Source organism: Tateyamaria armeniaca, assembly GCF_045797845.1.
GTDB classification, from domain to species: domain Bacteria; phylum Pseudomonadota; class Alphaproteobacteria; order Rhodobacterales; family Rhodobacteraceae; genus Tateyamaria; species Tateyamaria armeniaca.
Window position 1 is genome coordinate 2,620,890 of sequence record NZ_JBHDIY010000002.1, and the last position, 24,576, is coordinate 2,645,465.

Here is a 24,576-nt window from a genome sequence, read left to right on the forward strand (position 1 = left end):
GTAAGGCCAGTCCTTTTGCGGAGGTCTTTGTTATTGGTATGCCCGAAACGGGCGTGGGGCGGGCGCGAACGCCCACCCCGATGTCAGATCAGTCGATGCGGTACCAGTCCGCGACGTTCCAGATCTCGCTGTCCCAGACGTTCAGTTTGACGCCGCCCAGCGTGTTGGAGTGGGCCGACACGCGGCCACGGTGCACAAGGGGCACGATGGTGAATGTGTCTTTGGTCAGCATGTTGTTCATCTTGATCGCGATTTCGGCGCGTTTTTCGATGTCGCCTGTGCGGGCAAGTTCATCGATCAGCGCGTCATATGCGGGATCACAGAAGCGGTTGATGTTCTCACCCTGCCACTGGCTGGCTGGCTTGGGTTCGTTGCCGCAACGGTAAGCCGCCAGATAGGCCTGGGGGTCTGTGCCGTCGAAGGTATTGGCATACATTTCCACGTCCGCATAGAACTTCTGGAAGGTGTCGGGCGAGCCCGGGTCACCCCCAAAGAACACAGACGCATCAAGGTTGCGCAGTTCGGTTTCGACACCGATTTCGCTCCACCACTGCTTGATCAGCGCCTGAAAGTCCTGACGGACAGCGTTGGTCGATGTCTGGTAAAGGATGGAGAGTTTGACGCCGTCCTTGTCGCGGATGCCGTCACCGTCAGTGTCGGTCCAGCCTGCTTCTTCCAGCAGCGCCTTGGCACCTTCGATGTCCTGTGTGGCGCAATGCATGTCGCCGCTGGCGAACATTGCCGGGGCAGGGACCAGATCGCAGGTCACTTTGCCCGCCGCGCCATAGCCGACTTCGACCAGAAGGGGGCGGTCGATGGCCATCGACAGCGCTTTGCGCACGTTGAATTCACTCAGGAACGGGTGCGGTTCTGCGACTGTGGAACGGGTTTCGGCAGGAAGGTCTGGCGACGGGTTCGTCAGGTTCATTTCCAGCCGTTCGACCAATGGGCCGAAGCCGGTGATCGCCATGCCCTTGCCCGCACTTTCCATGCGCGCGATGACGTCGGGCGCCAATTGCAGGTTCCAGGCATAGTCGAATTCGCCGGTTTCCAGAACCGAACGACCCGCGGCTGCGGCATCACCACCACCTTTGAAGGTCAGCTTGGCAAAGGCAGGTTTGGCCGGATCACGGAAATTCGGGTTCGCCGACATCTGGATCACGTCATTGGGGCGGAAATCGTCCACAACAAAGGGGCCGGTGCCGATGGGATTGAAGTTGGCCTCGGTGCACTCGGGCGCTTTGGCGCCTGTGCAGTCAGCAAACTGCGCGGCCTGAATGATCGGGGACTGACCGCCGACAAATGGCCCGTATGGGTTGGGTTTGGGCTGGTTGAACGTCACGACGATGGTCTGCGCATCGGGTGTTTCGACGTTTTCAACGCCTTCGAACTTGGCCAGCTGCGCACAGCCGCCTTCGGGGTTCATGCAGTAATCAGCGGTGAATTTCACGTCTGCCGATGTCACTGGCGTGCCGTCGGACCACAGCAGGCCTTCCTGCAGCTTCCACGTGATCTGGGTCAGGTCTTCGCTCACGCCGCCGTTGCCGACGGTGGGCACTTCGGCAGCCAACCATGCGGTCAGCTCGCCTACTTCGTTATAGCGGGCCAGCGGTTCGATCACGAGAGAAGAGGATTCGATGTCCTTGGTGCCGCCCGAAAGATAAGGGTTCAGGATCGAGGGGGCTTGCCAATAGATGATGCTGACTTCGCCATCCGAGCCGCGCTCGGCAAAGGCTGCCGGCGCAAGCGCGGCTGATGCGACCGCACCCATTAGAAGGGTCTTGAGTGTCATATTTTACTCCTTGTTGGACGGCCCCGGCGCACCAAGGCCATCAATCGCGCACCCCGTTGGCCGGGGCACATTCTTCATCACTTGGGGAGTTTTCGGCGCAAATGTCGGCGTAACCTACGGTTTCTCCGGCAATTTTGCATTTACCCCCAAGCACACCCCAACATCGAAACAGACTTTGCCGAAAATGCAAGCCTCGCGTGCGGTCAACCCGCGATTTCGGACAGGTTAAGTTTGACAGTGCCTGAGGGTTGGACCACTCTTTTGAAACACGAGCCAAAACTGGCGCGAGCCCGGGGATGCACATGCTTGATCAGACAGACCAGAAGCCGATTGCCGATATTCAGGAATTGCGGGTCGCCTTCCAGACCAAGGATGGCCCGGTTCTGGGGGTCGAGGATGTCTCGTTTTCGATCAATGCAGGCGAAACGGTCTGCGTGGTCGGCGAATCCGGGTCGGGCAAGTCGGTCTCGTCCCTGTCGCTCATGCGTCTCGTTGAATTCGGGGGCGGTGACATCGCGGGGGGCGGCTGATTTTCAATCGCAAGGACGCCGAGCCTGTCGATCTGGCCCAAACGGAACAGGAGATGATGCGCACCATCCGCGGCAACGAGATCGGCATGATCTTTCAGGAGCCGATGACCGCGCTGAACCCTGTGTTCACTGTGGGACGCCAGCTGACAGAAGGGGTGCGCCTGCACAAAGGGCTGAGCAAACAGCAGGCAGAGGCCCGTGCGCTGGAACTGATGAAACAGGTCCGCATTCCCGAACCCGAGCGCCGATTGAAACAGTATCCACACGAGCTTTCGGGGGGTATGCGCCAGCGTGTCGTCATTGCGATGGCACTGGCCTGCGAGCCGCGCCTGTTGATTGCCGATGAACCCACCACCGCGCTTGATGTGACGATCCAGGCCGAAATCCTCGCCCTCATGGACCGCCTCAAGCGCGAAACCGGCACGGCGGTGATGTTCATCACCCATGATATGGCCGTGGTGGCACAGATGGCGGACCGCGTCGTCGTGATGTTCCGCGGTAACAAGGTCGAAGAAGGCACCGTCGAGGAAATCTTCGAAAATCCGCAGCACCCATATACCAAGGCGCTGCTCGCGGCCGTCCCCAAACTGGGCGAGATGCGCGGCAAGGCAGCGCCTGAGCCGATGAAACTGATGGGACGCGATCAGGCCGAGATCAAACCGATCCCCGGCACCACGGAACCGCTTTTGAAGGTCAAGAACCTCACCACCCGTTTCCCGGTGCGCGGCGGTTTTTTCCGGCGACTGGTGGCCAATGTCCATGCGGTCGAGGATCTGTCGTTCACCATCAACAAGGGCCAGACCCTCAGCCTTGTGGGCGAGTCGGGATGCGGCAAATCCTCGGCGGGCCGATCGATCCTGCGTCTGGTCGAGCCGATGTCGGGTGAAATCGTGCTGGATGGCAAGGACATCATGGCGCTGAGTGATCGCGAGTTGCGCACGGCGCGCCTTGATATGCAGATGATCTTTCAGGACCCGTTTGCGTCGCTGAACCCGCAGATGCAGCTTGCCGATCAGGTGGCCGAGCCGATGCATAACTTTGGCATGTTCAAGGGCGAAGAAGGACGCAAGCGCGTCGAGATGCTGTTTGACCGGGTCGAACTGCCGCGCAGTTTCATGCGCCGCTTTCCCCATGAATTGTCCGGTGGGCAACGCCAGCGTGTCGCCATTGCGCGCGCCCTTGCCCTGAACCCAAAGCTGATCATCGCGGATGAGGCCGTGTCGGCGCTGGATGTGTCCGTGCAGGCGCAGGTGTTGAACCTGATGATGGAATTGCAGGCCGAACTGGGCCTGTCGTTCCTGTTTATCAGCCACGACATGGCCGTGGTCGAACGCGTCAGCCACTATGTGGGCGTCATGTATCTGGGCCGGATCGTCGAGATGGGGCCGCGCGCCCGCGTCTTCGAAAACCCGCAGCACCCATACACGCAGGCCCTGATGAAGGCGGTGCCGATCGCCGATCCGCGCCAGCGCAAGGACGAAAAAGATCTGAATTTTAAACCGATCCCGTCGCCGATCCACCCGGTCAGCTACGAACCGGAACCCTCCGTCTATGACGAGGTTGAGCCCGGGCACTTTGTTCTGACAACCGACAGCGGCTATTGAGTGGGCGTGACATCTGCGAACGAGCGTAAATCGGTTCTGATCACCGGTGGCGGACGCGGCATCGGGGCCGGGATCGTTGCCGCGTTGCAGGACACGCACGATGTGATGGTGCACTACAACACCACGGCACCGCTGCATGAGGCGGGCGCGCACCTTGCAACGGTGCAGGGTGATCTGACGGATGCGGCCACACCCAGCCAGATCGTCGCTGCAGCACTTGACCGGTTTGGACGGCTGGACGCGATTGTGCATAATGCAGGCGACATCGCGACCTCGCCACTTGAGGGGTTCACACCAGAGGCCTATCGCGCCCTGTTCGATGTGAACCTGTTTGCGGCTCAGGGTCTTTTGGCAGCGGCGCTGCCTCATTTTGCAACAGGTGCGAGCATGGTAAACATCTCTTCTGTCAACGCCGTTCTGCCACCAAAGGGGGCCGCGATGTACGGGGCAAGCAAGGCGGCCCTTGATCTGTGGACGCGCGGTGCCGCCAAAGAGTTGGGGCCGAAGGGCATCCGCGTGAATGCCGTCGCACCCGGCGCGATTGATGTGCCGGACGCGGGCCGGGATGAGGCGCTGAAACAGACCTTTATCGATATGACCGCACTGGGCCGTATGGGCACCCCGCAGGACATCGCCAACGCCGTTGTGTTCCTGCTGAGCGATGCGGCGTCTTTCATCACGGGCGAAGTGCTGACCGTCTCGGGAGGGTATCGATTGTGAGCGCGCGTATGACCCCGCTGGAGCTGATGACCAAGTTGATCAGCTTTCCAACCATCAGCCGGGACACGAACCTGCCGCTGGTAGACTGGGTCGAAGGATACCTGAACGATCACGGCATCACAGCGCATCGCTATTACCACCCCGACCAGACCAAGGCCGCGCTGTTTGCGCATGTCGGCCCCGAGGTCGAGGGGGCGGTCGTTCTGTCGGGTCACACGGATGTGGTGCCGGTAGACGGTCAACCCTGGGATACGGACCCGTTTGTGGTGACAGAACGGGATGGGAAATATTTCGGGCGCGGCACCTGTGACATGAAAGGCTTTGATGCGCTGGCCATCTGGGCGCTGATCGAGGCGCATCACGCAGGCAAGCCGATGCAGATCGCGCTGAGCTTTGATGAGGAAATCGGTTGTCTTGGGGCTCCGCCGATGATCGCGGCGATGCAGGGCGTGGTGCCCAAAGGTGGCCCGGTGATCGTGGGCGAGCCGTCGATGATGAAGGCGGTGACCGGCCACAAGGGCGGGCAGGGGTTTGACACCCACGTGATCGGGTTCGAAGTGCATTCGTCACTGCTGCCCAGCGGGGTCAGCGCCATTCTGGAAGGGGCAAAGATCATCGACTTTGCCAATCATCGCAACGCCGAAAACATGGCCGCAACGCCGACGCCACTGGCGGCGATGTTCGACCCGCCCTTTACCACGTGGCATGTCGGGCAGATCACGGGTGGCACAGCGCACAACATCACTGCCAAATCCTGCCGGTTCGGAATGGACTTTCGTGCTGTGCCCGGTGATGATGTGGACGGGCTGAAAGAAGCCTATCTGGCCCATGTGGCCGGGATCGAAGCTGGGATGAAGGCGATCCATCCCGACACGCGTGTTGAGATCGAACAGCGCTTTGACGTGCCCCCTGAAACCCGAAACCGACGGGGCGGCAGAAACCCTTGTGCGCGCCATCACGGGCGACAACGCGGGACATGTGGTCAGCTACGGCACCGAAGCCGGGCAATTTCAGGCCGCGGGCTATTCCGCGGTGGTTTGTGGCCCCGGCGATATCGCGCAAGCCCACCAACCCAACGAGTTTATCACCGTGGCGCAGTTCGAGGCAGGCCATGCTTTTATGCGCGATCTGGTGGCACGGCTGGCATGATCGTCGCGCGGCACTGTTTTGAGCCATGCTCAAAAGGCGCCCGCCCGCCGACCCGCAAGCGGATGAGCTGATGCAGTTCCCGATCCACGATGGCACGCCTGTCACCTGGCCCGGGCCGCACCCCGACGAGGCCGATGTGGTGGTGATCGGCGGCGGCGTGATCGGCGTATGCACCGCGCTGTTTCTGGCGCGCGATGGCAAGCGTGTCGTCTTGCTTGAAAAAGGGCGCATCGCGGGCGAGCAGTCGTCGCGCAACTGGGGTTGGATACGCCAGCAGGGCCGCGACCCCGACGAATTGCCGATCATGATCGAAGCGAACTGGATCTGGCGTGATCTGGCCAGCGAAACTAATGTCGATATCGGGCTGAAGACCGGCGGTGTCACCTATCTTGCCCGCACCTCGAAGGAGATGGAGGAGTACAGCGCCTGGCTGAAGCACGCACAGGTCCACGGCGTCGACAGCCGCTTGCTGAGCACATCCGAAACGGCGGACCTGATCCCCGGAATGGCGCGTAGCTATGAGGGTGCGCTTTATACGGCCTCCGACATGCGGGCCGAACCCTGGGTGGCCGTACCTGCCCTGGCGGGAATCGCGGCGCGGGCCGGGGCTTCACTCGTGGAAAACTGTGCTGTGCGCTGCCTTGATGTCGCGGCGGGGCGCGTTACCGGGGTGATCACTGAACAGGGTCGGATTAAAGCGCCCGAGGTCGTATTGGCCGGAGGCGCGTGGTCGGCCCTGTTCCTGCGCCGCCATGGCATTACTTTGCCACAGCTTTCCGTGCGCGCGACCGTGGCTGCAACCGAACCCATGCCCATGGTCTATCCCGGTGGGGCCGCGGACGAACACATTGCCTTTCGCCCGCGCGCCGACGGGGGGTATTCGCTGGCGGCGGGGGGCTTTCACGAGCTGTTCGTGGGGCCTGATGCGTTCCGTGCGCTGCCCAAGTTCCTTGCCCAACTGCGCGCTGACCCGTTTGGCACGCGTTTGTTGCCAGCCGCCCCGCGCGGGTTTCCCGATGCGTGGGGGACGCCACGGACATGGGACGCCGACGCAGAAAGCCCGTTTGAACGGATGCGCGTCCTGAACCCGGCACCCAACACATCAAAAGTGCGTGCGCTGACCCGCGATTTTGCCGCGCTGTTCCCCGATCTTGGCCCTGTGCGGATCAAGGCGGCATGGGCCGGTATGATCGACACGATGCCCGATGTGGTGCCCGTGGTGGACCGGGTTGCGGCGCTGCCGGGCCTTACGATCGGCACAGGGATGAGCGGTCACGGCTTTGGCATCGGACCGGGTATGGGAAAGGTTTTGGCCGCTCTGGTCACCGGGGCCGAGGTGGGGCATGATCTGACACGCTTTCGCCTCAGCCGTTTTTCGGACGGCACTGCGATGCGCATAGGTCCGTCAGTCTGAGGTCCAGAAAGGATTAGCGATGCCCGTCAGGAATCGTTTTGCCGAAACCCACGAAGACATCATCGGGTGGCGTCACCACATCCACGCCAATCCCGAACTTGGGTTCGAGGAACATGAAACCGCCGCTTTCGTGGCCGAGCGGCTGACGGCGCTTGGCGTGGACGAGGTCGTGACCGGCGTTGCACAGACCGGCGTGGTGGCAGTGATCAAGGGGCAAAGCGACAGCAAGGGCCGCGTGATCGGCCTGCGCGCGGATATGGACGCTTTGCCGATCCTTGAGGCCAGCGGCGTGCCTTATGCGTCCAAAAACAAGGGCGTGATGCATGCCTGCGGCCATGACGGCCACACATCGATTCTGCTGGGGGCGGCGCAATATCTGTCCGAGACGCGCAATTTCGACGGCACGGTTGTGCTGATGTTCCAGCCCGCCGAAGAAGGCGGCGGGGGCGGGCGCGAGATGGTGGATGAAGGTGTGCTGGATCGCTACAACGTGCAAGAGGTCTATGGCCTGCACAATATGCCCGGTTATCCGACAGGGCAGTTTGCTATCCGGCCGGGGCCGCTGATGGCCTCTGCTGACGAATTCTATATCACCGTGACGGGCAAGGGTGGCCATGCCGCCGCGCCCCATCAATCCATCGATCCCAACGTGACTGCCGCCCACATTATTCTTGGGTTGCAAAGCATTGCCAGCCGCAATGTCGACCCGCTGCACTCGGCTGTGGTGTCGGTCTGTGCGCTGCATTCGGATGTAGACACGCACAACGTCATCCCACAACAAACGCGCATGACGGGCACAGTGCGGGCGCTGGATTCTGACGTGCGCGACCATGTCGAGGCGCGGGTCAAAGCAATCGCCAAGGCAACGGCGGAAGCCTACGATTGCGTCGCCGAAGTGGATTACCGCATCGGGTATCCGGTGACTGTGAACGATCCCGAACATACTGAATTTGCCGCGGCCGCCGCGCGCGCGGTTGCCGGAGAAGTGGATATGGACACACCGCCGATCATGGCGGCCGAAGACTTTTCATTCATGCTCAATGCCCGCCCCGGGGCCTACATTTTCCTTGGGAATGGTGATGGGGCGATGGTTCACCATCCGGAATATGTCTTTGACGATGATGCGATTCCGGCCGGGTGCAGCTGGTTTGTCGAGCTGGTTGAACAGCGCATGCCCGCCCAGTAACCACACCAAAAAACGAGGAGAGCCAGATGCCCATCAAGAACCGCTTTGCCGAAATGCAGGCTGATATCACCGCATGGCGCCGCGATCTGCACGAACACCCGGAAATCCTGTTCGACACCCATCGCACCAGCGCGCTGGTGGCCGAAAAACTGGGCGCGTTCGGTTGTGACGAAGTGGTGACGGGCATCGGTCGCACAGGCGTTGTGGGCGTGATCAAAGGGCGCGCGTCGGCCTCTGGCAAGGTGATCGGGCTGCGCGCGGATATGGATGCGCTGCCCATCCACGAACAAACCGGGCTCGACTATGCCTCCAAAACGCCCAATGCGATGCACGCCTGCGGCCACGACGGGCACACCGCGATGCTGCTGGGGGCCGCGCAATACCTGTGCGAGACGCGCAATTTCGACGGCACGGTCGTCGTCATCTTTCAACCCGCCGAAGAAGGCGGCGGCGGCGGGCGCGAGATGTGCAACGATGGCATGATGGAGCGGTGGGGCATCGACGAAGTCTATGGCATGCACAACTGGCCGGGCCGCCCCACGGGCGAATTCGCGATCCGTTCAGGCGCGTTCTTTGCCGCGACGGACCTGCTGGAAATCGAATTTGAAGGACGTGGGGGGCATGCGGCAAAACCGCAGGACACGATCGATACGACCCTCATGGCGAGTCATGCGGTCACAGCGTTACAATCCATCGTCAGCCGCAATGCCGACCCCATTGACCGGATTGTGGTGTCGGTCACCTCGTTTGAAACCTCGTCCAAGGCGTTCAACGTGATCCCGCAAAAGGTAAAGATCATGGGCACCGTGCGCACCATGTCCGCCGAGGCGCGCGATCTGGCCGAAAAGCGGGTGGGCGAGATTTGCAACGGCGTGGCCGCGACCTTTGGCGGGACTGCGCGCGTCGATTATCTGCGCAACTACCCGGTGATGGTCAATCACGACGAACAGACCGAATTTGCCGCCGAAGTGGCGCGGTCCGTGTCTGGCCAATGCGATGAGGCCCCCTTGGTGATGGGAGGCGAGGATTTCGCCTTCATGCTCGAAGAACGACCGGGGGCCTATATTCTGGTCGGCAACGGGGACACCGCGATGGTTCATCACCCCGAATACAACTTCAATGACGAGGCGATCCCGGCAGGCTGTTCGTGGTGGGCCGGAATTGTCGAGCAACGCATGCCAATCAGGTCCTGACGGGGCGCAATCACCGCTGCGGGCTGCCGATTGCAGGTAAACTAGGCCGCCAGCAGCTTTCGATAGATCGCGACAATCGCGTCGGCCTCTTGCTGCAACTGGAAATTGGCAAGCACATGATCGCGGGCGGCTGATCCCCATTGCGCCATTTTCTCGGGATCAGCCAACAACGCTTGGGTGTGGGCCACCATGGCATCGACATCCTCGATTTCGACAAGGTTGCCGGTTTCGCCATCGACAACGAGTTCCTCAAACGCACCGACGCGTGTGGCGATCACAGGCACGCAGCACGCCATGGCTTCGAGCGGGGTCAGGCCGAACCCCTCCCAGCGTTGCGGCGCAACATATAGATCAAGGGCGCGGAAATGGTCCGCCAGTTGTTCGATGGGCACTTCGTCGCGAAAATGCACCTGCGCCTCCAGTCCGGCCTCGGCAACGCGGGTCTTGAGGCCACCAAGATACTCCTGATTGTTGGCCGTCGCGCGCCCCATAATCAGGGCGTGGGCGTCGGGATGATCGGGCAGGGCGCGCAGCATCGCCTCGACAAACAGATCGTTGCCTTTCTGGTGGCGAATGCGCCCAAAGCATCCGATCAGGATACCTGCGGGCAAATCCAATGCCGTGCGCAATGCCGCCTTGTCTTCAGCCGGGCGAAACTGTTCGCAATCGACGCCGTGCCGGATGACAGTCGCGTCGCGGTCCAGATAGGCGGCGGATTTTGACGACGTTGCGATAATCGCATCCTGTTTGCCGATCAACCAGCGGGTGAAGGGCTTGTGACGCCGCTGGGCCGCAGAGGTGAACAGCAGCTTAAGGCGCTTTTGCAGGACGTATTTCAGCGCAAGGCCCGCGACCATCTCGACATTGCGTCGGGCATGCCAGACGCGCGCCCCGGACGGACCACAGCGCGCCATGCCGACTAAGCGCGTCCACGCCATATTGGGCACTTCGGGCGGCAGATCGGGCGCGCAGCTTGTGATCCCGATCTGTTTTGCCTGCAGCGGCACCAGCCGGATCACCGTCGATGTCACCCCGGAATGGCGACGTTTGAAATTCGGGGCAATCACGTCGATGCGGGACAGGTCGGTCATAGCCCGTCCATAGCGTGACCCTCCGCCAGTGAGAAGAGTTGATGCGACAGCGCCGCGAGGGCCTCATCGCCGGACTGGGCCAGCGGGCGGGCGTTGGCAGCCAGTTGCGCGGCGCGACTTGGATGGGTGAGCAACGTGTCGATCTCGGCTGCAAGGGCCGCGCTGTCGGCGACCTGCACACTGGCGTCCTTTATCTGGAACGCCGCGTAAGCCTCAGAAAAATTGGCATAAAGCGGGCCGTGCAGGATCGCGGTACGGGCTGCTGCCGGTTCAAACGGGGTGTGCCCGCCCACATCCGTGAACGACCCGCCAAGGAACACAATCGGGCTGAGCGCGTACCACAAATCCGTCTCGCCCATCGTGTCGGCCAGATAGACCTGCGCGCCATCCTCTAGCGTACCACCGGTGCTGCGTTGCGAAACGCTCAGGCCGGCACCGCGTATCAATTCCAGAACTTCGCTGGCCCGTTCAGGGTGGCGCGGCACGAGGATCAGGCACAGATCCGGGTGGTCGGCCAACAGGGTCTTGTGCGCGCGCAGCACCTCTGCCTCCTCACCGGGATGGGTCGAGGCGGCGACCCAGACGGGGCGCCCCTGCAACGCGCCATGGGTCTCGTCCACCACTGATTTTGCGATCAGGGGTGGGCCGATCATGGATTTGAGGTTCGCGCCCTGCTGCGCCATCTCCAGTCCCATGTCACGCAAGTGATTGCGCGTGCGTCCGTCCTGACAGTGGGCCATCACGATCCCGCGCAAAACGTAAGCGGCCGTGCCGGAAAACCGCTTCCATCCTCGCGCACTTTTGTCCGACAGGCGGGCGTTGAGCAGGGCAACCGGGATATCCGCACGCGCGCACGCATCCAGCAGGGTCGGCCACAACTCGGATTCCACCAGCACGCAAAGGTCGGGCCGCCAATGGCGCAGGAAACGCGACACAGGCCCGGTGCCATCCAGTGGGCTGAACTGATGGACGGCACGTTTGGGCAGGCGGTGCGCAACGGCTTGGGCCGATGTCGCCGTGCCGGAGGTGAGCAAAAGCGCAGCCTCGGGGTGGTCTTGCGCGATCCGCGCCATCAACGGCAAGATCGATTTCGCCTCGCCCACGCTTGCCCCGTGAAACCAGATCAGCGGCCCTGCACGCCGTTCCGCCGTGGCATGGCCCAGCCGTTCATGGGCACGGTTCACGCTGACCCCGGCACGGCGCAACTTGCCCACTGCGCGGCGCGCGGCAAAGGGCAGGGCAAGGGCAGTGACGGCCTTGTAGAAATAAAACAGGGCCGTTGGCCGCATGCGATCTATCCGCCCGTGTGGCTCATGTGGCGGGGCATCTGCCCGTCAAGGCGCTGGCGGGAATAGTCGAAATCATGGCCCTTGGGCTTGGCCCCGATGGCCGCGCGAATAGCGTCTTCAAGGGGGCCATTGTCGTCCGGGTGCGCACGCAAGGGCGCGCGCAGGTCGGCCATGTCTTCCTGCCCCAGACACATGTAAATTTCGCCCGTACAGGTCAGGCGCACGCGATTGCAGCTTTCGCAGAAGTTGTGGGACAGGGGTGTGATGAACCCGATCTTTTGACCCGTTTCCTCCAGCCGTACATAGCGCGCAGGCCCGCCCGTGCGTTCGGCCAGATCAGTGACGGTGTAGGCGTCATTATAGCGCGCGCGCACGTCCTTGAGGGACCAGTACTGGCCCAGCCGGTCTTCGTTGCCAAGATCGCCCATGGGCATGACTTCGATCCACGTGAGGTCCATGGACCGCTCGGCGCACCACTGCGTGATCGTCTCAAGCTCGTCCTCGTTGAAGCGCTTGAGGGCGACGGCATTGATCTTGACCTTGAGACCGGCGCTAAGGGCGGCATCCACGCCGCGCAACACCTGCGGCAGGCGCCCCCAGCGGGTGATGTCGGCGAATTTTTTCTCATCCAGCGTATCAAGCGAGATGTTCACGCGTCGCACGCCTGCCGCATAAAGATCACCGGCAAAGCGTTCGAGCTGGCTGCCATTGGTGGTCAGCGTCAACTCTTTCAGCGTGCCCGCCTCAAGATGACGGCCCATCCCGTTGAAAAACGTCATGATATCGCGCCGCACCAGCGGCTCACCCCCGGTGATCCGCAGCTTTTCCACGCCCAGACCAATAAATGTCGAACACATGCGATCCAGCTCTTCGAGGGTCAGCAGTTCCTTCTTGGGCAGAAAGGTCATGTTTTCCGACATGCAATAAACACAGCGGAAATCGCAGCGGTCGGTGACCGAGACGCGCAAATACGTGATGGCACGCAGGAAGGGATCAATCAGCGGGGCGTTCATGACTTAAGTGGTATGTGCGAGAGGCGACACCTGCAAGGGGCATTGCGCGCCAAATCCTGTGGTCTATGGTGCGGATATGCGATGGATGTTTATCATTGTGCTCGCCGTTGCTGGGTGTGAGCTGGTTCCGACGTCAGCCAATGACGCTTCGGTGTCGGGTCCGGATGGCGCTGTTCTGGCGCCAGGCGACGTGCAGCGGCCCCAGGCGCGGCCCGAACAAAGCGCGCCCGCACCAACGCCCGAAGTGTCCATCGGCACGCTGGGCCGCACCATAGCCTCGCTTGGCAACGCGGCAGAGCCGGGGCTGTGGCTCAAGACACCTCTGGTCGATGCCACGCGGCAGGCGCGCGTCTACAGCGCCAAAACGGACAAGAGCGTGTCGGTCACCCTGATCCCCATCGAAGGGCCATCCACCGCAGGCAGCCGCATGTCACTGGCCGCCATGCAGGCGCTTGGCGTCTCGCCAGCCGATCTGGTCGAAGTGGACGTATTCGGGGCCTGACGCGTCAGGCATCGGGCAGGTATTTGCCCGCTTCTTTTGCGGCAAAGGGCTTCATCGCGCTGCCATGGGCGTCCAGAAACGCCCGCGCGCGTGGCACGTCATGCTTGCCCAATTCGCGCACCCACCAGGCAATCGCCTTTTGAATAAACCATTGCTGGTCAGACACATAGGTTGCAGCCCAGCCCAGAATGCGTTCGCGCGCGGCGACCTCTTCGGGCTTGGGGAAGTTCTGTTTGGTCCACGGCAGGGTGATCACAAGTGCGGCGCGGCGCGTCCACATGTGATCTGACGTTGTCCATGCCTCGACCTCGTCCAGCCGCGCGGGATCGGCGGTCAGCCGACGTTGCCCGGCCATGCAGGCATGATCGGCGATGGCCCAGCCGTCAAACTCGGGCACCCATGACGCAATCAGCGCCCAGGCGGCCTCATCCGGGCGGATGCGCGCTTGTGTAAGCAGTTTGGCCGCCGCAAGCCGCGCCTCGTAAATGTCAGTGCGCCACAGGCCGTCGGCAAGGGCGACGCGGGCCTCCACATCCAGATCCTTGCGCCACGTCTGCGTCAGATCGTTCAGGACCGGGTTGGGCACACCCAGATGCACACGTTTGGATTTGTGATAGGCCTTGGCACCTGTGGCACGTTCGGCATCTCCATGGGCGCTGATCTGCGCCAGCGCGTCTTCGGGGCTCACTCGACCGTCACCGATTTGGCGAGGTTGCGGGGCTGGTCCACATCCGTGCCCTTGGCCACGGCCGTGTGATAGGCCAGCAATTGCGCCGGGATGGCGTACAGGATCGGGGCCACAATGTCCGGGCAATCGGGCATCTTGATCTGCGCCCATGTGCCGTCTCCGGCCTCTTCAATGCCTGCGGCGTTCGAGATCAGGGCCACTTTGCCCTTGCGCGCCATCACCTCCTGCATGTTCGAGATGGTCTTGTCGAACAGAGTATCGCGCGGGGCCATGACGACGACAGGAACGGATTTGTCGATCAAGGCGATGGGGCCGTGTTTCAACTCACCTGATGCATACGCTTCGGCGTGTATATAGCTGATTTCCTTTAGTTTCAGCGCACCTTCCAAGGCCAGCGGGTACATCACTCCACGCCCCAGAAACAGGATGTCGCGCGCTTCGGCCAGCTTGCGGGCTGTGGACTGCATCGCCTCGCCCTGTTCGATCCCAAGGTTCATCAGGGCGGGCAGACTGCGCAATGCAGAGATGTGATCGGCCATCTGCGTGTCCGTGATCGTGCCGCGCGCCTTGGCCGCTTTCAGCACCAGCATCAGCAACACGGTCAACTGGCAGGTAAATGCCTTGGTCGAGGCCACGCCGACTTCGACACCGGCGAAAATGGGCAGGGCCAGATCGCTTTCGCGCGCTATCGAGCTTTCGGGGACGTTGATCACGGACATGATCTTGTCCGCCTTGCCCTCGCAATAGCGCAGGGCGGCCAGGGTGTCGGCCGTCTCTCCCGACTGGCTGACGAACAGCGCCAGGGTGCGGGCGGGGATGGGTGGTTCGCGGTAACGGAATTCCGAGGCGACATCGACCTCCACCGGCAGGCGCGCGATCTGCTCGAACCAGTATTTCGCGGTGAGGCAGGCGTAATAGGCCGTGCCGCAGGCCACCATGGTCAGCCGGTCGATGGCGGTAAAATCGATGCCCGGATCGGGAAGGGTGATCTCTCCGTTCGCGGTCAGATAGTTGGCCAGCGTGTTGGCCAGCACGACGGGCTGCTCGGCGATTTCCTTGGCCATGAAGTGCTTGTGCCCGGCTTTGTCGACGCGAGTCGCGTCCATCTTGATCTCGCGCATCTCGCGATTTGCGAGGGTCCCGTTGGCGTCGCGGATTTCAACGCCTGCGCGGGTCACGACCGCGCGGTCGCCTTCTTCGAGATAGGTGATGCGGTCGGTGAGGGGGGCCAGCGCGATGGCGTCCGAGCCGACGAACATCTCACTATCCCCGTGGCCGATGGCCAGCGGCGATCCCTTGCGTGCTGCGATAATCAGGTCATCCTCGCCATGAAACAGAAAGGCCAGCGCAAACGCGCCCTGCAATCGGTCCAGCACCGCAAAGGCCGCATCCACCGGGCCCAGACCGCCGTTCATATTGTGCTGGGTCAGCATCGCGACGGTTTCGGTGTCAGTTTCGGTCTGGAAATGCAGGCCCGCCGCAGTCAGTTCGGCCCGCAACTCGCGGAAATTCTCGATAATGCCGTTGTGCACGACGGCGACAGGCCCGGACTGATGCGGGTGCGCATTGCCTTCGGTGGGCGCGCCATGGGTGGCCCAGCGGGTGTGTCCAATCCCGGACTTTCCGGCAAGCGGTTCGTGCACCAGCCGGTCGCTGAGGTTCACCAGCTTGCCAACCGCGCGACGGCGATCCAGCACGCCGTTGTTCACGGTCGCAATACCGGCACTGTCATAACCGCGATATTCAAGACGCTTCAGCGCCTCGACCAGAATGGGCGCGACTTCATGGCTGCCCAGCACCCCAACAATTCCACACATCTTAGCTGCCTCTGCTTTGTCTGGCCTTCTTGGCCTTGAGCATGTCGAACAATTTGCGCGCCATGCCGGGTTTTTCGACTTGCAGTGCGCGGGCCAGGGCCAGTGCGCCTGCCTCAACGTCCGAGGTGATCACCGACCCGGATCCCGTCATCGCCTCGTCCCCGATGGATACCGGGGCCACCAGCATCGTGTTCGAGCCGATAAAGGCACGCTCCCCGATATGGGTGAAATGCTTCATCACGCCGTCATAGTTGCAGGTGATCGTGCCCGCACCGATGTTGGAGGCCGCGCCGATGGACGCATCCCCGATATAGCTGAGGTGGTTGACCTTGGCCCCGGGCGCGAGGGTCGCATTCTTGATCTCGACAAAATTGCCCACCCGCACGTCCTCGGCCAGTTCGGTGCCGGGGCGCAGGCGGGCATAGGGCCCAACGGTGGCGCCGCGCGACACGTGGCACCCTTCCAGATGCGAAAAGGCACGGATCGTGGCGCCGGATTCGACCGTGACACCGGGCCCAAAGACCACGTTGGGTTCGATCAGCGCATCGCGGCCAATCACCGTGTCCAGAGACAGATAGACCGTGTCGGGGGCCACCAGCGTTACACCGTCGGCCAGCAGATCCGCCCGCGCCTGCGTCTGAAACAGCGCATCGGCAGCGGCCAGATCAGCGCGCGAATCCACGCCCAGCGTTTCGGATTCATCACAGGCGATGGCGGTCACCGACAGGCTCTTGGCATTGGCCAGTTCCGCCACTTCGGTCAGGTAATATTCGCCGGACGCATTGTCGTTGCTGGTCTCGCTCAGCAGTGAAAACAGCGTCTGCGCATTACAAGCCAGCAGGCCGCTGTTGGTAAAACGGATGGCGCGTTCTTCCTCGGTGGCGTCCTTGTATTCGACAATCTTGACCAGCCGATCCTCGTCCATGACCAGACGGCCATAGCGGGGCTGCACCTCGGCAATCTCAAAGCCGAGCACGACAACATCATGATCCTTGCGCGCGGCGATCATGCGTTCCAGCGTCTCGGGCCGCAAAAACGGCGTGTCGCCGAACAGGACAACGATATCGCCGTCAAAATCCTTGAGGGCCGCGCGCGCCTGGTCGACGGCATGGCCGGTGCCAAGCTGTTCTGCCTGCAAAACAACCTCGGCGCTGTCATCATGGTCATGCGCGGCGGCGCGCACCTGTTCTGATCCGTGCCCGGCAACAACGATCACATGGGCCGGGTCCAGCGCCGCGCCTGCGCGCATCGCGTGATGCAGCATCGGTGCGCCCCCAATAGGGTGCAGAACCTTGGGCAGATCCGAATTCATCCGCGTGCCCTTGCCTGCGGCCAAGATGATCAATGCGACGCTCATGGTGTGCCTCTTGGCCAATTCTCTTTGTCTTTTTGTTGCGCCCTGTTTATCGCCTGTGTGGATGCGCGCAAGCGGGCCAGGCATCAAACAAGATTGCGGCTTGCAACACTACGCGGGCGGGGCACACAAGCAGGAGCAGGCATGACAGCGGTGATTTTCGATCTCGACGGGACGCTGGCGGACACAAGCGGCGACCTTCTGGCAGCGGCCAATGTGTGTTTCCGCGACATGGGGCTGGGTGATGTGCTGGGGGCAGGGGATGCAGGCGTCGCTTTGCGCGGCGGGCGCGCGATGCTGCGCGCTGGTCTTGCCCGTGCCGAGCAACTGGATGAGTCAACCGTGGATCGCTATTACCCCGTGCTGCTTGAGGCCTATGGCGGCGCGATCAGTGTGCACACCCGCATCTATCCCGGCGCGATGGAGGCGATTGACGTCCTCAAATCCCACGGCCACGCCATCGGCATCTGTACCAACAAACCCGAAGGGCTGGCCGAACAACTGATGCGCGATCTTGGAGTGCGGGACGTTTTTGGCAGTCTGGTCGGGGCCGATACGCTGCCCGTGCGCAAACCCGACCCCGAACCCTTGTTCGAGGCGACGCGCCGTCTGGGTGTGGACCCGCAGGCCTGCGTGCTGGTGGGCGACAGTGACACCGACCGCAACACGGCGCGGGCCGCCGGTGTGCCGTCGGTCCTCGTGACCTTCGGTCCGTCGGGCGAGGATATGGCGGCGCTTGATCCGGAGGCCTTGCTTGACGACTATGCAGCCTTGCCTGCGGTCGCCGCTGCCCTTCTGGCGCGCTGAAGTCCTGCATCTCCGGTTTGATTTTTCAAAATGCGAATGCACCGCATTGACGTGCGCGTGCGCGCATCCCAAAACAAACTCATGACAGAGCATTTCACCGGCAGTTTCACCCAACAAGAACCCATCCCCGAAGCAGGTATCGAGGCGGCACTGGCCGTGCTGCGTCACGGACGTCTGCACCGCTACAACACCGCTCCGGACGAATTGTCCGAAACAGCCCTGCTGGAACAGGAATTCGCGGCATATGTCGGCGCGCAGTACTGCCTCGCCGTGGCGTCGGGGGGATATGCGATGGCGACCGCCCTGCGCGCCGTCGGGGTCAAGGCCGGGGACAAGGTGTTGTCCAACGCATTTACCCTTGCCCCAGTGCCCGGTGCGATTGCCGCGGTCGGCGGGGTGCCCGTCTTCGTTGGCGTTACCGAATGCCTGACCATCGACCTCGATGATCTTGAGGCCAAGCTTGATCAGGCGCATGTCCTACTGCTGAGCCACATGCGCGGGCACATCTGCGACATGGACCGGTTGATGGCCATGTGTGACGCCGCCGGTGTCACCGTGATCGAGGATTGCGCACACACGATGGGGGCAGCGTGGAACGGCGTGCCATCCGGGCGGCACGGCGCGGTGGGCTGCTATTCCTGCCAGACTTACAAACATGTCAATTCGGGCGAGGGCGGATTTCTCGTCACCGACGATCCGTATGTTGCCGCCAAGTCGGTCATGTTGTCAGGCAGTTACATGCTGTTCGAACGCCACCTCGCGGCCCCCCCGAAAGAGGCCTTTGACGAGATCAAATACACCACCCCCAACATTTCGGGGCGCATGGACAACCTGCGCGCCGCCATCCTGCGTCCGCAGGTGGCTGATCTGGCAACCCAATGTGCGCGCTGGAACGAACGCTATCGCACGATCGAGGCGGGGCTTCGCGACACACCCGGCCTCACCGTGATCGAGCGGCCTGAACAGGAAACCATCGTCGGCTCCTCCATCCAGTTCCTGCTGCTGGACTGGGCCGCATCCGCCGTGCGCGACGTCGTGGCGCGCTGTGGCGCACGCGGCGTCGAACTCAAATGGTTCGGCGCGCCCGAGCCTGTGGCCTTTACCAGCAAATACGACAGCTGGCGCTACGCCCCCTCGACCCCTATGGCGGCCAGCGACCGTGTGCTTGCGGGTATCGTGGATATGCGCGTCCCGTTGACCTTCAGCACCGAAGACTGCGCCCTGATCGCCCGGATAATCCGGGGCGAAGTGTCTGCGGTCTATCAGGCGACGGCTTAGGCGATACCGGCACGACTTGCTTTGAAAGTGGTACACGCGCAAGTTTGATCCGCATCAAACTGCGCCGACGACACCCATGCTATCCTCCTCGGAAGTGAACAGGAGGGGTGCCATGGAAGATCTTGTCAAACTCGGGCGTGAATTCGTGCAGGCGATGCGGGATCGCCGCGGTGTCGACCATGTCGACGCGGCCTATGCCGAAAACGCGGAATCGGTTGAGGCCGTCGTGCCCCCCGGACGCGACGTGCGCATCGCCAAGGGGCGCAATGCCATCAAGGCAAAACGCAGCGACTGGGCCGCGACGCATGAAATTCACACGCTTGAGGCGGACGGGCCATACGTCCATCCCCCCAGCCGCTTTTCCGTGCGCTTTGAGGCCGAGGTGACGCAGAAAGAGACCGGGCGGCAGATGACCCTGCGCGAAATCGCGATCTACACGGTTCATGGCGACAAGATCGTGCGCGAAGAGTTCTTTATGCTGCCGAAATAGGCCACGTTTCTGACTGTTATGAACCAAAACCTGACCCGGCGCGCATCTGGCTGCGTCCACCTGTCCGCCTGCGCACCGATTTGAATGCTGGACAGACGGCTTTGCACACTTTATAAATGAACGGGTGTTCAATAAGAGCGGGGAGGCTCGATATGTTCACCCATTCCATGCAGTTTGATTTAGGCGAGGATGTGAACGCGCTGCGCGATATGGTGCATCGCTGGGCACAGGATCGCGTCAAGCCGATGGCCGCCGAGATTGATCGCACCAACACCTTTCCGCCCGCGCTGTGGACGGAAATGGGCGAACTGGGCCTGCTCGGGATCACGGTCGAGGAAGAGTTTGGCGGCGCTGCCATGTCCTACCTTGCCCACACCGTCGCCATCGAGGAAGTGGCGCGTGCCAGTGCGTCCGTCTCGCTGTCGTACGGGGCCCATTCGAACCTGTGCGTCAACCAGATCAAGCTGAACGGCACGCCCGAGCAAAAGGCGAAATACCTGCCGGGCCTGATCAGCGGGGACCATGTCGGCGCGCTGGCGATGTCCGAGGCAAGCGCCGGGTCCGACGTCGTTTCGATGAAGCTGAGCGCACAAAAGCGCAACGACCGCTACATCCTGAACGGCACGAAGTACTGGATCACCAATGGCCCGGACGCCGACACGCTGGTCGTCTACGGCAAGACCGACCCCGATGCAGGTCCGAAGGGCATCACGGCCTTCCTCATCGAAAAATCCATGACCGGCTTTTCGACGTCTCCCCATTTTGACAAGCTGGGCATGCGCGGATCAAACACGGCCGAGCTGGTGTTTGAGGATGTCGAAGTGCCGTTCGACAATGTGCTGGGCGAAGAGGGCCGCGGGGTCGCCGTGCTGATGTCAGGCCTTGATTACGAACGGGTTGTGCTGGCAGGCATCGGCCTTGGCATCATGGCCGCCTGCATGGACGAAATCATGCCCTACATGGCCGAGCGCAAACAATTCGGCCAGCCCATCGGGTCCTTCCAACTGATGCAAGGCAAGATTGCCGACATGTACACGGCGATGAATTCGGCGCGCGTCTATGTTTACGAGGTCGCCAAGGCCTGTGATCGGGGCACCGTGACCCGACAGGACGCCGCCGCCTGCTGTCTTTATGCCTCTGAAGAGGCGATGAAACAGGCGCATCAAGCCGTGCAGGCCATGGGCGGGGCCGGGTTCCTCAACGACGCGCCCGTCGCGCGCATCTTCCGCGACGCCAAGCTGATGGAGATCGGGGCGGGCACCTCGGAAATCCGACGCATGCTGGTCGGGCGCGAACTGGTCACGGCGATGGGCTGATGCCACGCTCCGTCCTCATCACGACATCTGTTCTGGTGGTGCTGGCCGGTATCGCCGGGTTCTGGCTGGGCCAGCGACAGGTCGATCTGGACGCGACGGGGATCATCAATGCAGTGGCCGAACGGTACGTGGCGGAACATGGCGGTTCGGTCACGGAATGCCTTGGCTGGGCAGGCGAGGGCGCAAGCGTGTTTCAGGTGACATGCGGCGACGTCACCTATCAGGTGGATCGCTTTGGCACAGTGCGCATCGCACCGGAGGGCGACTTGTGAATATGGCCGCTCAATGCCTCGCGCATGACGCAGATCAGGTCGCGATCATCGAGCTGACCGGCGCGCGACGCGATGTCAGCTATGGTGAGCTGGCCGAAATGACAGACGGGCTTGCTCGCGCACTCGCCGCGCACGTCCAGCCCGGTGATCGGGTCGGCGTGCTGCTGTCGCAAACGCCATGGTGTGCCGCCGCCCATCTCGCGGTCTGGAAAATCGGCGCGATTTCAGTACCTTTGTTCAAACTCTTCAAGCGGGATGCCTTGCGGTCGCGGATCAGCGATTCCGGCCTGTCGCTGGTCTTGACCGATTCTGAGGGCAAAGAGCTGGTGGGTGATCTCGCAACCTGTTGGCAGGCAGACCGCGCAGGTATCCAGGGCGATCCGATGCCGTTCTTTGAGGCGGATCGCGACACGCCCGCCGTCCTGATCTACACCTCCGGCACAACGGGTACGCCAAAGGGCGCGTTGCACGGGCACGGCGTGCTTGACGGTCATCTGCCGGGCGTTGCGCTCAGCCATGATGATCTGGGTCAGCCGGGCGATTGCCTGTGGACTCCGGCAGACTGGGCGTGGATTGGCGGATTGTTTGATGTACTGATGCCCGGCCTTGCGCTTGGGGTACCGGTTGTTGCGACGCGCATGCCGAAATTCTCAGCCGACGAATGCACAAAGATCATCGCGCAAGGTGCTGTCAAAAATATCTTTTTCCCGCCCACGGCACTGCGGATGCTGAAATCGTCTGACGCGCAGATCACCGGGCTGCGCTCGGTCGCAAGCGGGGGCGAACCGCTTGGTGCGGAGATGCTGGCATGGGGCCAACGCGCTCTGGGGCTGACGATCAACGAATTCTATGGGCAGACGGAATGCAACATGGTGGTCAGCAGTTGCAGCACGCGCTATCCCGCCCGCCCCGGTTGCATGGGGCGGCCCGTCCCGGGCTTTGACGTCCAGGTTATTGACGCAGATGGCAACATAACGGACGGCGAGGGCGATATAGCAGTCAAGCGCGGCGCACCATCGATGATGTTGCGCTATTGGCACCGGCCTGAGGAAACGGCGCAGAGGTTTCGCGGTGACTGGATGCTCACCGGGGACCGCGGCCAACGTGACGGACAGGAAATCCGTTTTGTTGGACGCGATGATGACGTCATTTCCTCTGCCGGTTACCGCATTGGCCCGGCCGAGATCGAAGATTGCCTGATGACGCATCCCGACGTGGCCACTTGTGGTGTGGTGGGCAAACCCGACCCGCTGCGCACGGAAATCGTCAAAGCCTATGTGGTGCGCCGACAGGGTGCCGATGTCACGCCAGACGCTTTGCAGGACTATGTCAAAGAACGGCTTGCAAGTTATTCATATCCCAGAGAAATCACTTTTCTCGACGCGTTGCCCATGACTGTTACGGGCAAGGTGATCCGCAAGGAACTCAAGGCGCGCGCTGCTGCCGAAACAGGAGAGATTCCATGAAACTGACTTCGCAGGCGCTGCCGTCCTCCGAAAGCTTCAAGGCCAACCGCGACACGCATCTTGCAGCGCTCGACGTGATCCGACACGCCGCTGATGCGGCGGCAGCGGGCGGGGGCGATGCGTCGCGAGAACGGCATGTAAGCCGGGGCAAGATGCTGCCGCGCGCGCGTGTTGCGAACCTGCTCGATCCCGGATCGCCCTTTCTTGAGGTCGGGGCGACTGCGGCGCACGGGCTTTATGACGGTGCGGCCCCGTGCGCTGGCGTGATCGCAGGCGTGGGGCAGGTCATGGGGCAGGAGGTGATGGTCATCTGCAACGATGCGACGGTCAAGGGCGGCACCTATTACCCCATGACAGTCAAAAAGCACCTGCGCGCCCAAGAGATCGCCGAACAAAACCATCTGCCCTGCATCTATCTGGTCGACAGCGGCGGTGCGAACCTGCCCAATCAGGACGAGGTGTTCCCGGATCGCGACCATTTCGGACGCATATTTTTCAATCAGGCGCAGATGTCGGCCAAAGGCATTGCGCAGATCGCCGTGGTGATGGGGTCGTGCACGGCGGGCGGCGCTTACGTGCCTGCGATGTCGGATGTGACGATCATCGTGAAGGAACAGGGTACGATCTTTCTAGCCGGGCCCCCGCTGGTCAAGGCCGCTACGGGCGAGGTGGTCAGTGCCGAGGAACTGGGTGGCGGCGACGTGCACACGCGCCTCTCCGGTGTGGCGGATTATCTGGCTGAGGATGATGCCCATGCGCTGGCGCTGGCGCGCAGAAGTGTCGCGAACCTTAACCTTTGCAAACCCGACACCGTCACTTTGCAAAGTCCTGAAGAGCCTGCCTTTGACCCTGAAGAGATCCTTGGCGTAGTGCCCGGAGATCTGCGCACGCCTTACGACATTCACGAGGTGATTGCGCGCATCGTGGACGGGTCGCGCTTTGATGCGTTCAAGGCGCGCTTTGGTGAAACGCTTGTGTGCGGGTTTGCCCATATCCGGGGCTGCCCCGTCGGGATCATCGCGAACAATGGCGTGCTGTTTTCCGAAAGTGCGCAGAAGGGCGCCCATTTCGTGGAACTGTGCAGTCAGCGCCGTATCCCATTGTTGTTCCTGCAAAATATCACCGGGTTCATGGTGGGCAAGAAATATGAAAATGAAGGGATCGCGCGCCACGGGGCCAAGATGGTGACGGCTGTGGCCACCACCTCGGTTCCCAAGATTACGATGCTCGTGGGTGGTTCTTTTGGGGCCGGAAACTACGGGATGGCGGGGCGCGCCTATTCCCCGCGATTCCTGTGGTCGTGGCCCAACTCCCGCATCTCGGTCATGGGCGGCGCGCAGGCCGCAGGGGTGCTCGCCACCGTCAAGCGCGACGCGATTGAGCGCAAGGGCGGCAGTTGGTCGGCAGATGAAGAGGCAGCCTTCAAACAACCCACCATCGACATGTTCGAGGAACAATCCCACCCCCTCTATGCCTCGGCCCGCTTGTGGGACGATGGCGTGATCGACCCGCGCCGCGCGCGCGATGTGCTGCACCTGTCCCTGCGCGCCGCACTCAATGCCCCAATCGAGGAGACGCGCTTTGGCCTGTTCCGGATGTAAACGA

19 protein-coding genes and 2 pseudogenes are annotated in these 24,576 nt (G+C 62.1%); 14 read left to right on the top strand and 7 right to left on the bottom strand.

Annotation, left to right across the window (positions count from 1 at the left end; translation table 11 throughout):
- Positions 1-88 precede the first annotated feature (88 nt).
- Positions 89-1,792 carry a peptide ABC transporter substrate-binding protein gene (locus ACERZ8_RS13235; protein ID WP_407592643.1) on the bottom strand — a complete coding sequence of 568 codons (1,704 nt, stop codon included), beginning with the start codon at positions 1,790-1,792 and terminating at the stop codon, positions 89-91.
- Positions 1,793-2,094: 302 nt separating this feature from the next.
- Between ACERZ8_RS13235 and ACERZ8_RS13240 the strand changes: the two are divergent.
- From ACERZ8_RS13240 to ACERZ8_RS13265, 6 genes and pseudogenes are all read left to right on the top strand, one after another.
- Positions 2,095-3,926, top strand: a pseudogene (locus ACERZ8_RS13240) (ABC transporter ATP-binding protein).
- A gap of 6 nt (positions 3,927-3,932) precedes the next feature.
- A complete protein-coding gene (locus ACERZ8_RS13245) occupies positions 3,933-4,646 on the top strand; it encodes an SDR family NAD(P)-dependent oxidoreductase (RefSeq protein WP_407592644.1) in 714 nt (237 codons plus the stop codon).
- A pseudogene (argE, locus tag ACERZ8_RS13250) lies at positions 4,643-5,795 on the top strand (acetylornithine deacetylase). The gene ACERZ8_RS13245 and the pseudogene argE overlap by 4 nt, the downstream one beginning before the upstream one ends.
- Before the next feature lie 70 nt (positions 5,796-5,865).
- On the top strand, positions 5,866-7,209 hold the full coding sequence (locus ACERZ8_RS13255; RefSeq protein ID WP_407594269.1) for an NAD(P)/FAD-dependent oxidoreductase: 1,344 nt from the start codon (positions 5,866-5,868) through the stop codon (positions 7,207-7,209).
- 19 nt (positions 7,210-7,228) lie between these two features.
- The gene (locus tag ACERZ8_RS13260; RefSeq protein ID WP_407592645.1) at positions 7,229-8,395 is read left to right on the top strand and encodes a M20 aminoacylase family protein; all 1,167 of its coding nucleotides are present in this window, start codon (positions 7,229-7,231) and stop codon (positions 8,393-8,395) included.
- Positions 8,396-8,421: 26 nt separating this feature from the next.
- Positions 8,422-9,588: a M20 aminoacylase family protein gene (locus ACERZ8_RS13265; protein WP_407592646.1), complete on the top strand. Its 1,167-nt coding sequence runs from the start codon at positions 8,422-8,424 to the stop codon at positions 9,586-9,588.
- 41 nt (positions 9,589-9,629) lie between these two features.
- Here ACERZ8_RS13265 and ACERZ8_RS13270 read toward each other — a convergent pair whose 3' ends face one another.
- The 3 genes from ACERZ8_RS13270 to moaA are packed head-to-tail and all read right to left on the bottom strand — an operon-like array spanning position 9,630 to position 12,981.
- Positions 9,630-10,679, bottom strand: a complete 1,050-nt coding sequence (locus ACERZ8_RS13270) for a glycosyltransferase family 4 protein (RefSeq protein WP_407592647.1) — start codon at positions 10,677-10,679, stop codon at positions 9,630-9,632.
- Positions 10,676-11,968: a 3-deoxy-D-manno-octulosonic acid transferase gene (locus ACERZ8_RS13275; RefSeq protein WP_407592648.1), complete on the bottom strand. Its 1,293-nt coding sequence runs from the start codon at positions 11,966-11,968 to the stop codon at positions 10,676-10,678. Before ACERZ8_RS13275 ends, ACERZ8_RS13270 begins: the two co-directional genes overlap by 4 nt.
- Positions 11,969-11,973: 5 nt before the next feature.
- Positions 11,974-12,981, bottom strand: coding sequence for a GTP 3',8-cyclase MoaA (gene moaA / locus ACERZ8_RS13280; protein WP_407592649.1), 1,008 nt, complete (start codon positions 12,979-12,981; stop codon positions 11,974-11,976).
- Between the two features lie 85 nt (positions 12,982-13,066).
- Between moaA and ACERZ8_RS13285 the strand changes: the two genes are divergently transcribed.
- Positions 13,067-13,483, top strand: a complete 417-nt coding sequence (locus ACERZ8_RS13285; protein WP_407592650.1) for a hypothetical protein — start codon at positions 13,067-13,069, stop codon at positions 13,481-13,483.
- Positions 13,484-13,487: 4 nt separating this feature from the next.
- On the opposite strand, the gene ACERZ8_RS13290 is transcribed toward ACERZ8_RS13285, so the two are convergent.
- The 3 genes from ACERZ8_RS13290 to glmU are packed head-to-tail and all read right to left on the bottom strand — an operon-like array spanning position 13,488 to position 17,345.
- Positions 13,488-14,171, bottom strand: coding sequence for a DNA alkylation repair protein (locus tag ACERZ8_RS13290; RefSeq protein ID WP_407592651.1), 684 nt, complete (start codon positions 14,169-14,171; stop codon positions 13,488-13,490).
- Positions 14,168-15,988: a glutamine--fructose-6-phosphate transaminase (isomerizing) gene (gene glmS / locus ACERZ8_RS13295; RefSeq protein WP_407592652.1), complete on the bottom strand. Its 1,821-nt coding sequence runs from the start codon at positions 15,986-15,988 to the stop codon at positions 14,168-14,170. The genes ACERZ8_RS13290 and glmS overlap by 4 nt, the downstream gene beginning before the upstream one ends.
- Position 15,989: 1 nt before the next feature.
- Positions 15,990-17,345, bottom strand: a complete 1,356-nt coding sequence (gene glmU, locus ACERZ8_RS13300; protein WP_407592653.1) for a bifunctional UDP-N-acetylglucosamine diphosphorylase/glucosamine-1-phosphate N-acetyltransferase GlmU — start codon at positions 17,343-17,345, stop codon at positions 15,990-15,992.
- 141 nt (positions 17,346-17,486) lie between these two features.
- Here glmU and ACERZ8_RS13305 point away from each other — a divergent pair, with 141 nt between their 5' ends.
- From ACERZ8_RS13305 to ACERZ8_RS13335, 7 genes are all read left to right on the top strand, one after another.
- On the top strand, positions 17,487-18,149 hold the full coding sequence (locus tag ACERZ8_RS13305; RefSeq protein WP_407592654.1) for an HAD-IA family hydrolase: 663 nt from the start codon (positions 17,487-17,489) through the stop codon (positions 18,147-18,149).
- Between the two features lie 81 nt (positions 18,150-18,230).
- Complete coding sequence (locus tag ACERZ8_RS13310; RefSeq protein WP_407592655.1) at positions 18,231-19,427, top strand: DegT/DnrJ/EryC1/StrS family aminotransferase; 1,197 nt, start codon at positions 18,231-18,233, stop codon at positions 19,425-19,427.
- 112 nt (positions 19,428-19,539) lie between these two features.
- A complete protein-coding gene (locus tag ACERZ8_RS13315; protein ID WP_407592656.1) occupies positions 19,540-19,917 on the top strand; it encodes a SnoaL-like domain-containing protein in 378 nt (125 codons plus the stop codon).
- A gap of 152 nt (positions 19,918-20,069) precedes the next feature.
- On the top strand, positions 20,070-21,233 hold the full coding sequence (locus ACERZ8_RS13320) for an isovaleryl-CoA dehydrogenase (protein ID WP_407592657.1): 1,164 nt from the start codon (positions 20,070-20,072) through the stop codon (positions 21,231-21,233).
- Positions 21,233-21,505 carry a hypothetical protein gene (locus tag ACERZ8_RS13325; protein WP_407592658.1) on the top strand — a complete coding sequence of 91 codons (273 nt, stop codon included), beginning with the start codon at positions 21,233-21,235 and terminating at the stop codon, positions 21,503-21,505. The genes ACERZ8_RS13320 and ACERZ8_RS13325 overlap by 1 nt, the downstream gene beginning before the upstream one ends.
- A gap of 2 nt (positions 21,506-21,507) precedes the next feature.
- The gene (locus ACERZ8_RS13330; RefSeq protein ID WP_407592659.1) at positions 21,508-22,971 is read left to right on the top strand and encodes an AMP-binding protein; all 1,464 of its coding nucleotides are present in this window, start codon (positions 21,508-21,510) and stop codon (positions 22,969-22,971) included.
- On the top strand, positions 22,968-24,572 hold the full coding sequence (locus ACERZ8_RS13335) for a carboxyl transferase domain-containing protein (RefSeq protein WP_407592660.1): 1,605 nt from the start codon (positions 22,968-22,970) through the stop codon (positions 24,570-24,572). Before ACERZ8_RS13330 ends, ACERZ8_RS13335 begins: the two co-directional genes overlap by 4 nt.
- The last annotated feature ends 4 nt before the right edge of the window (positions 24,573-24,576 follow it).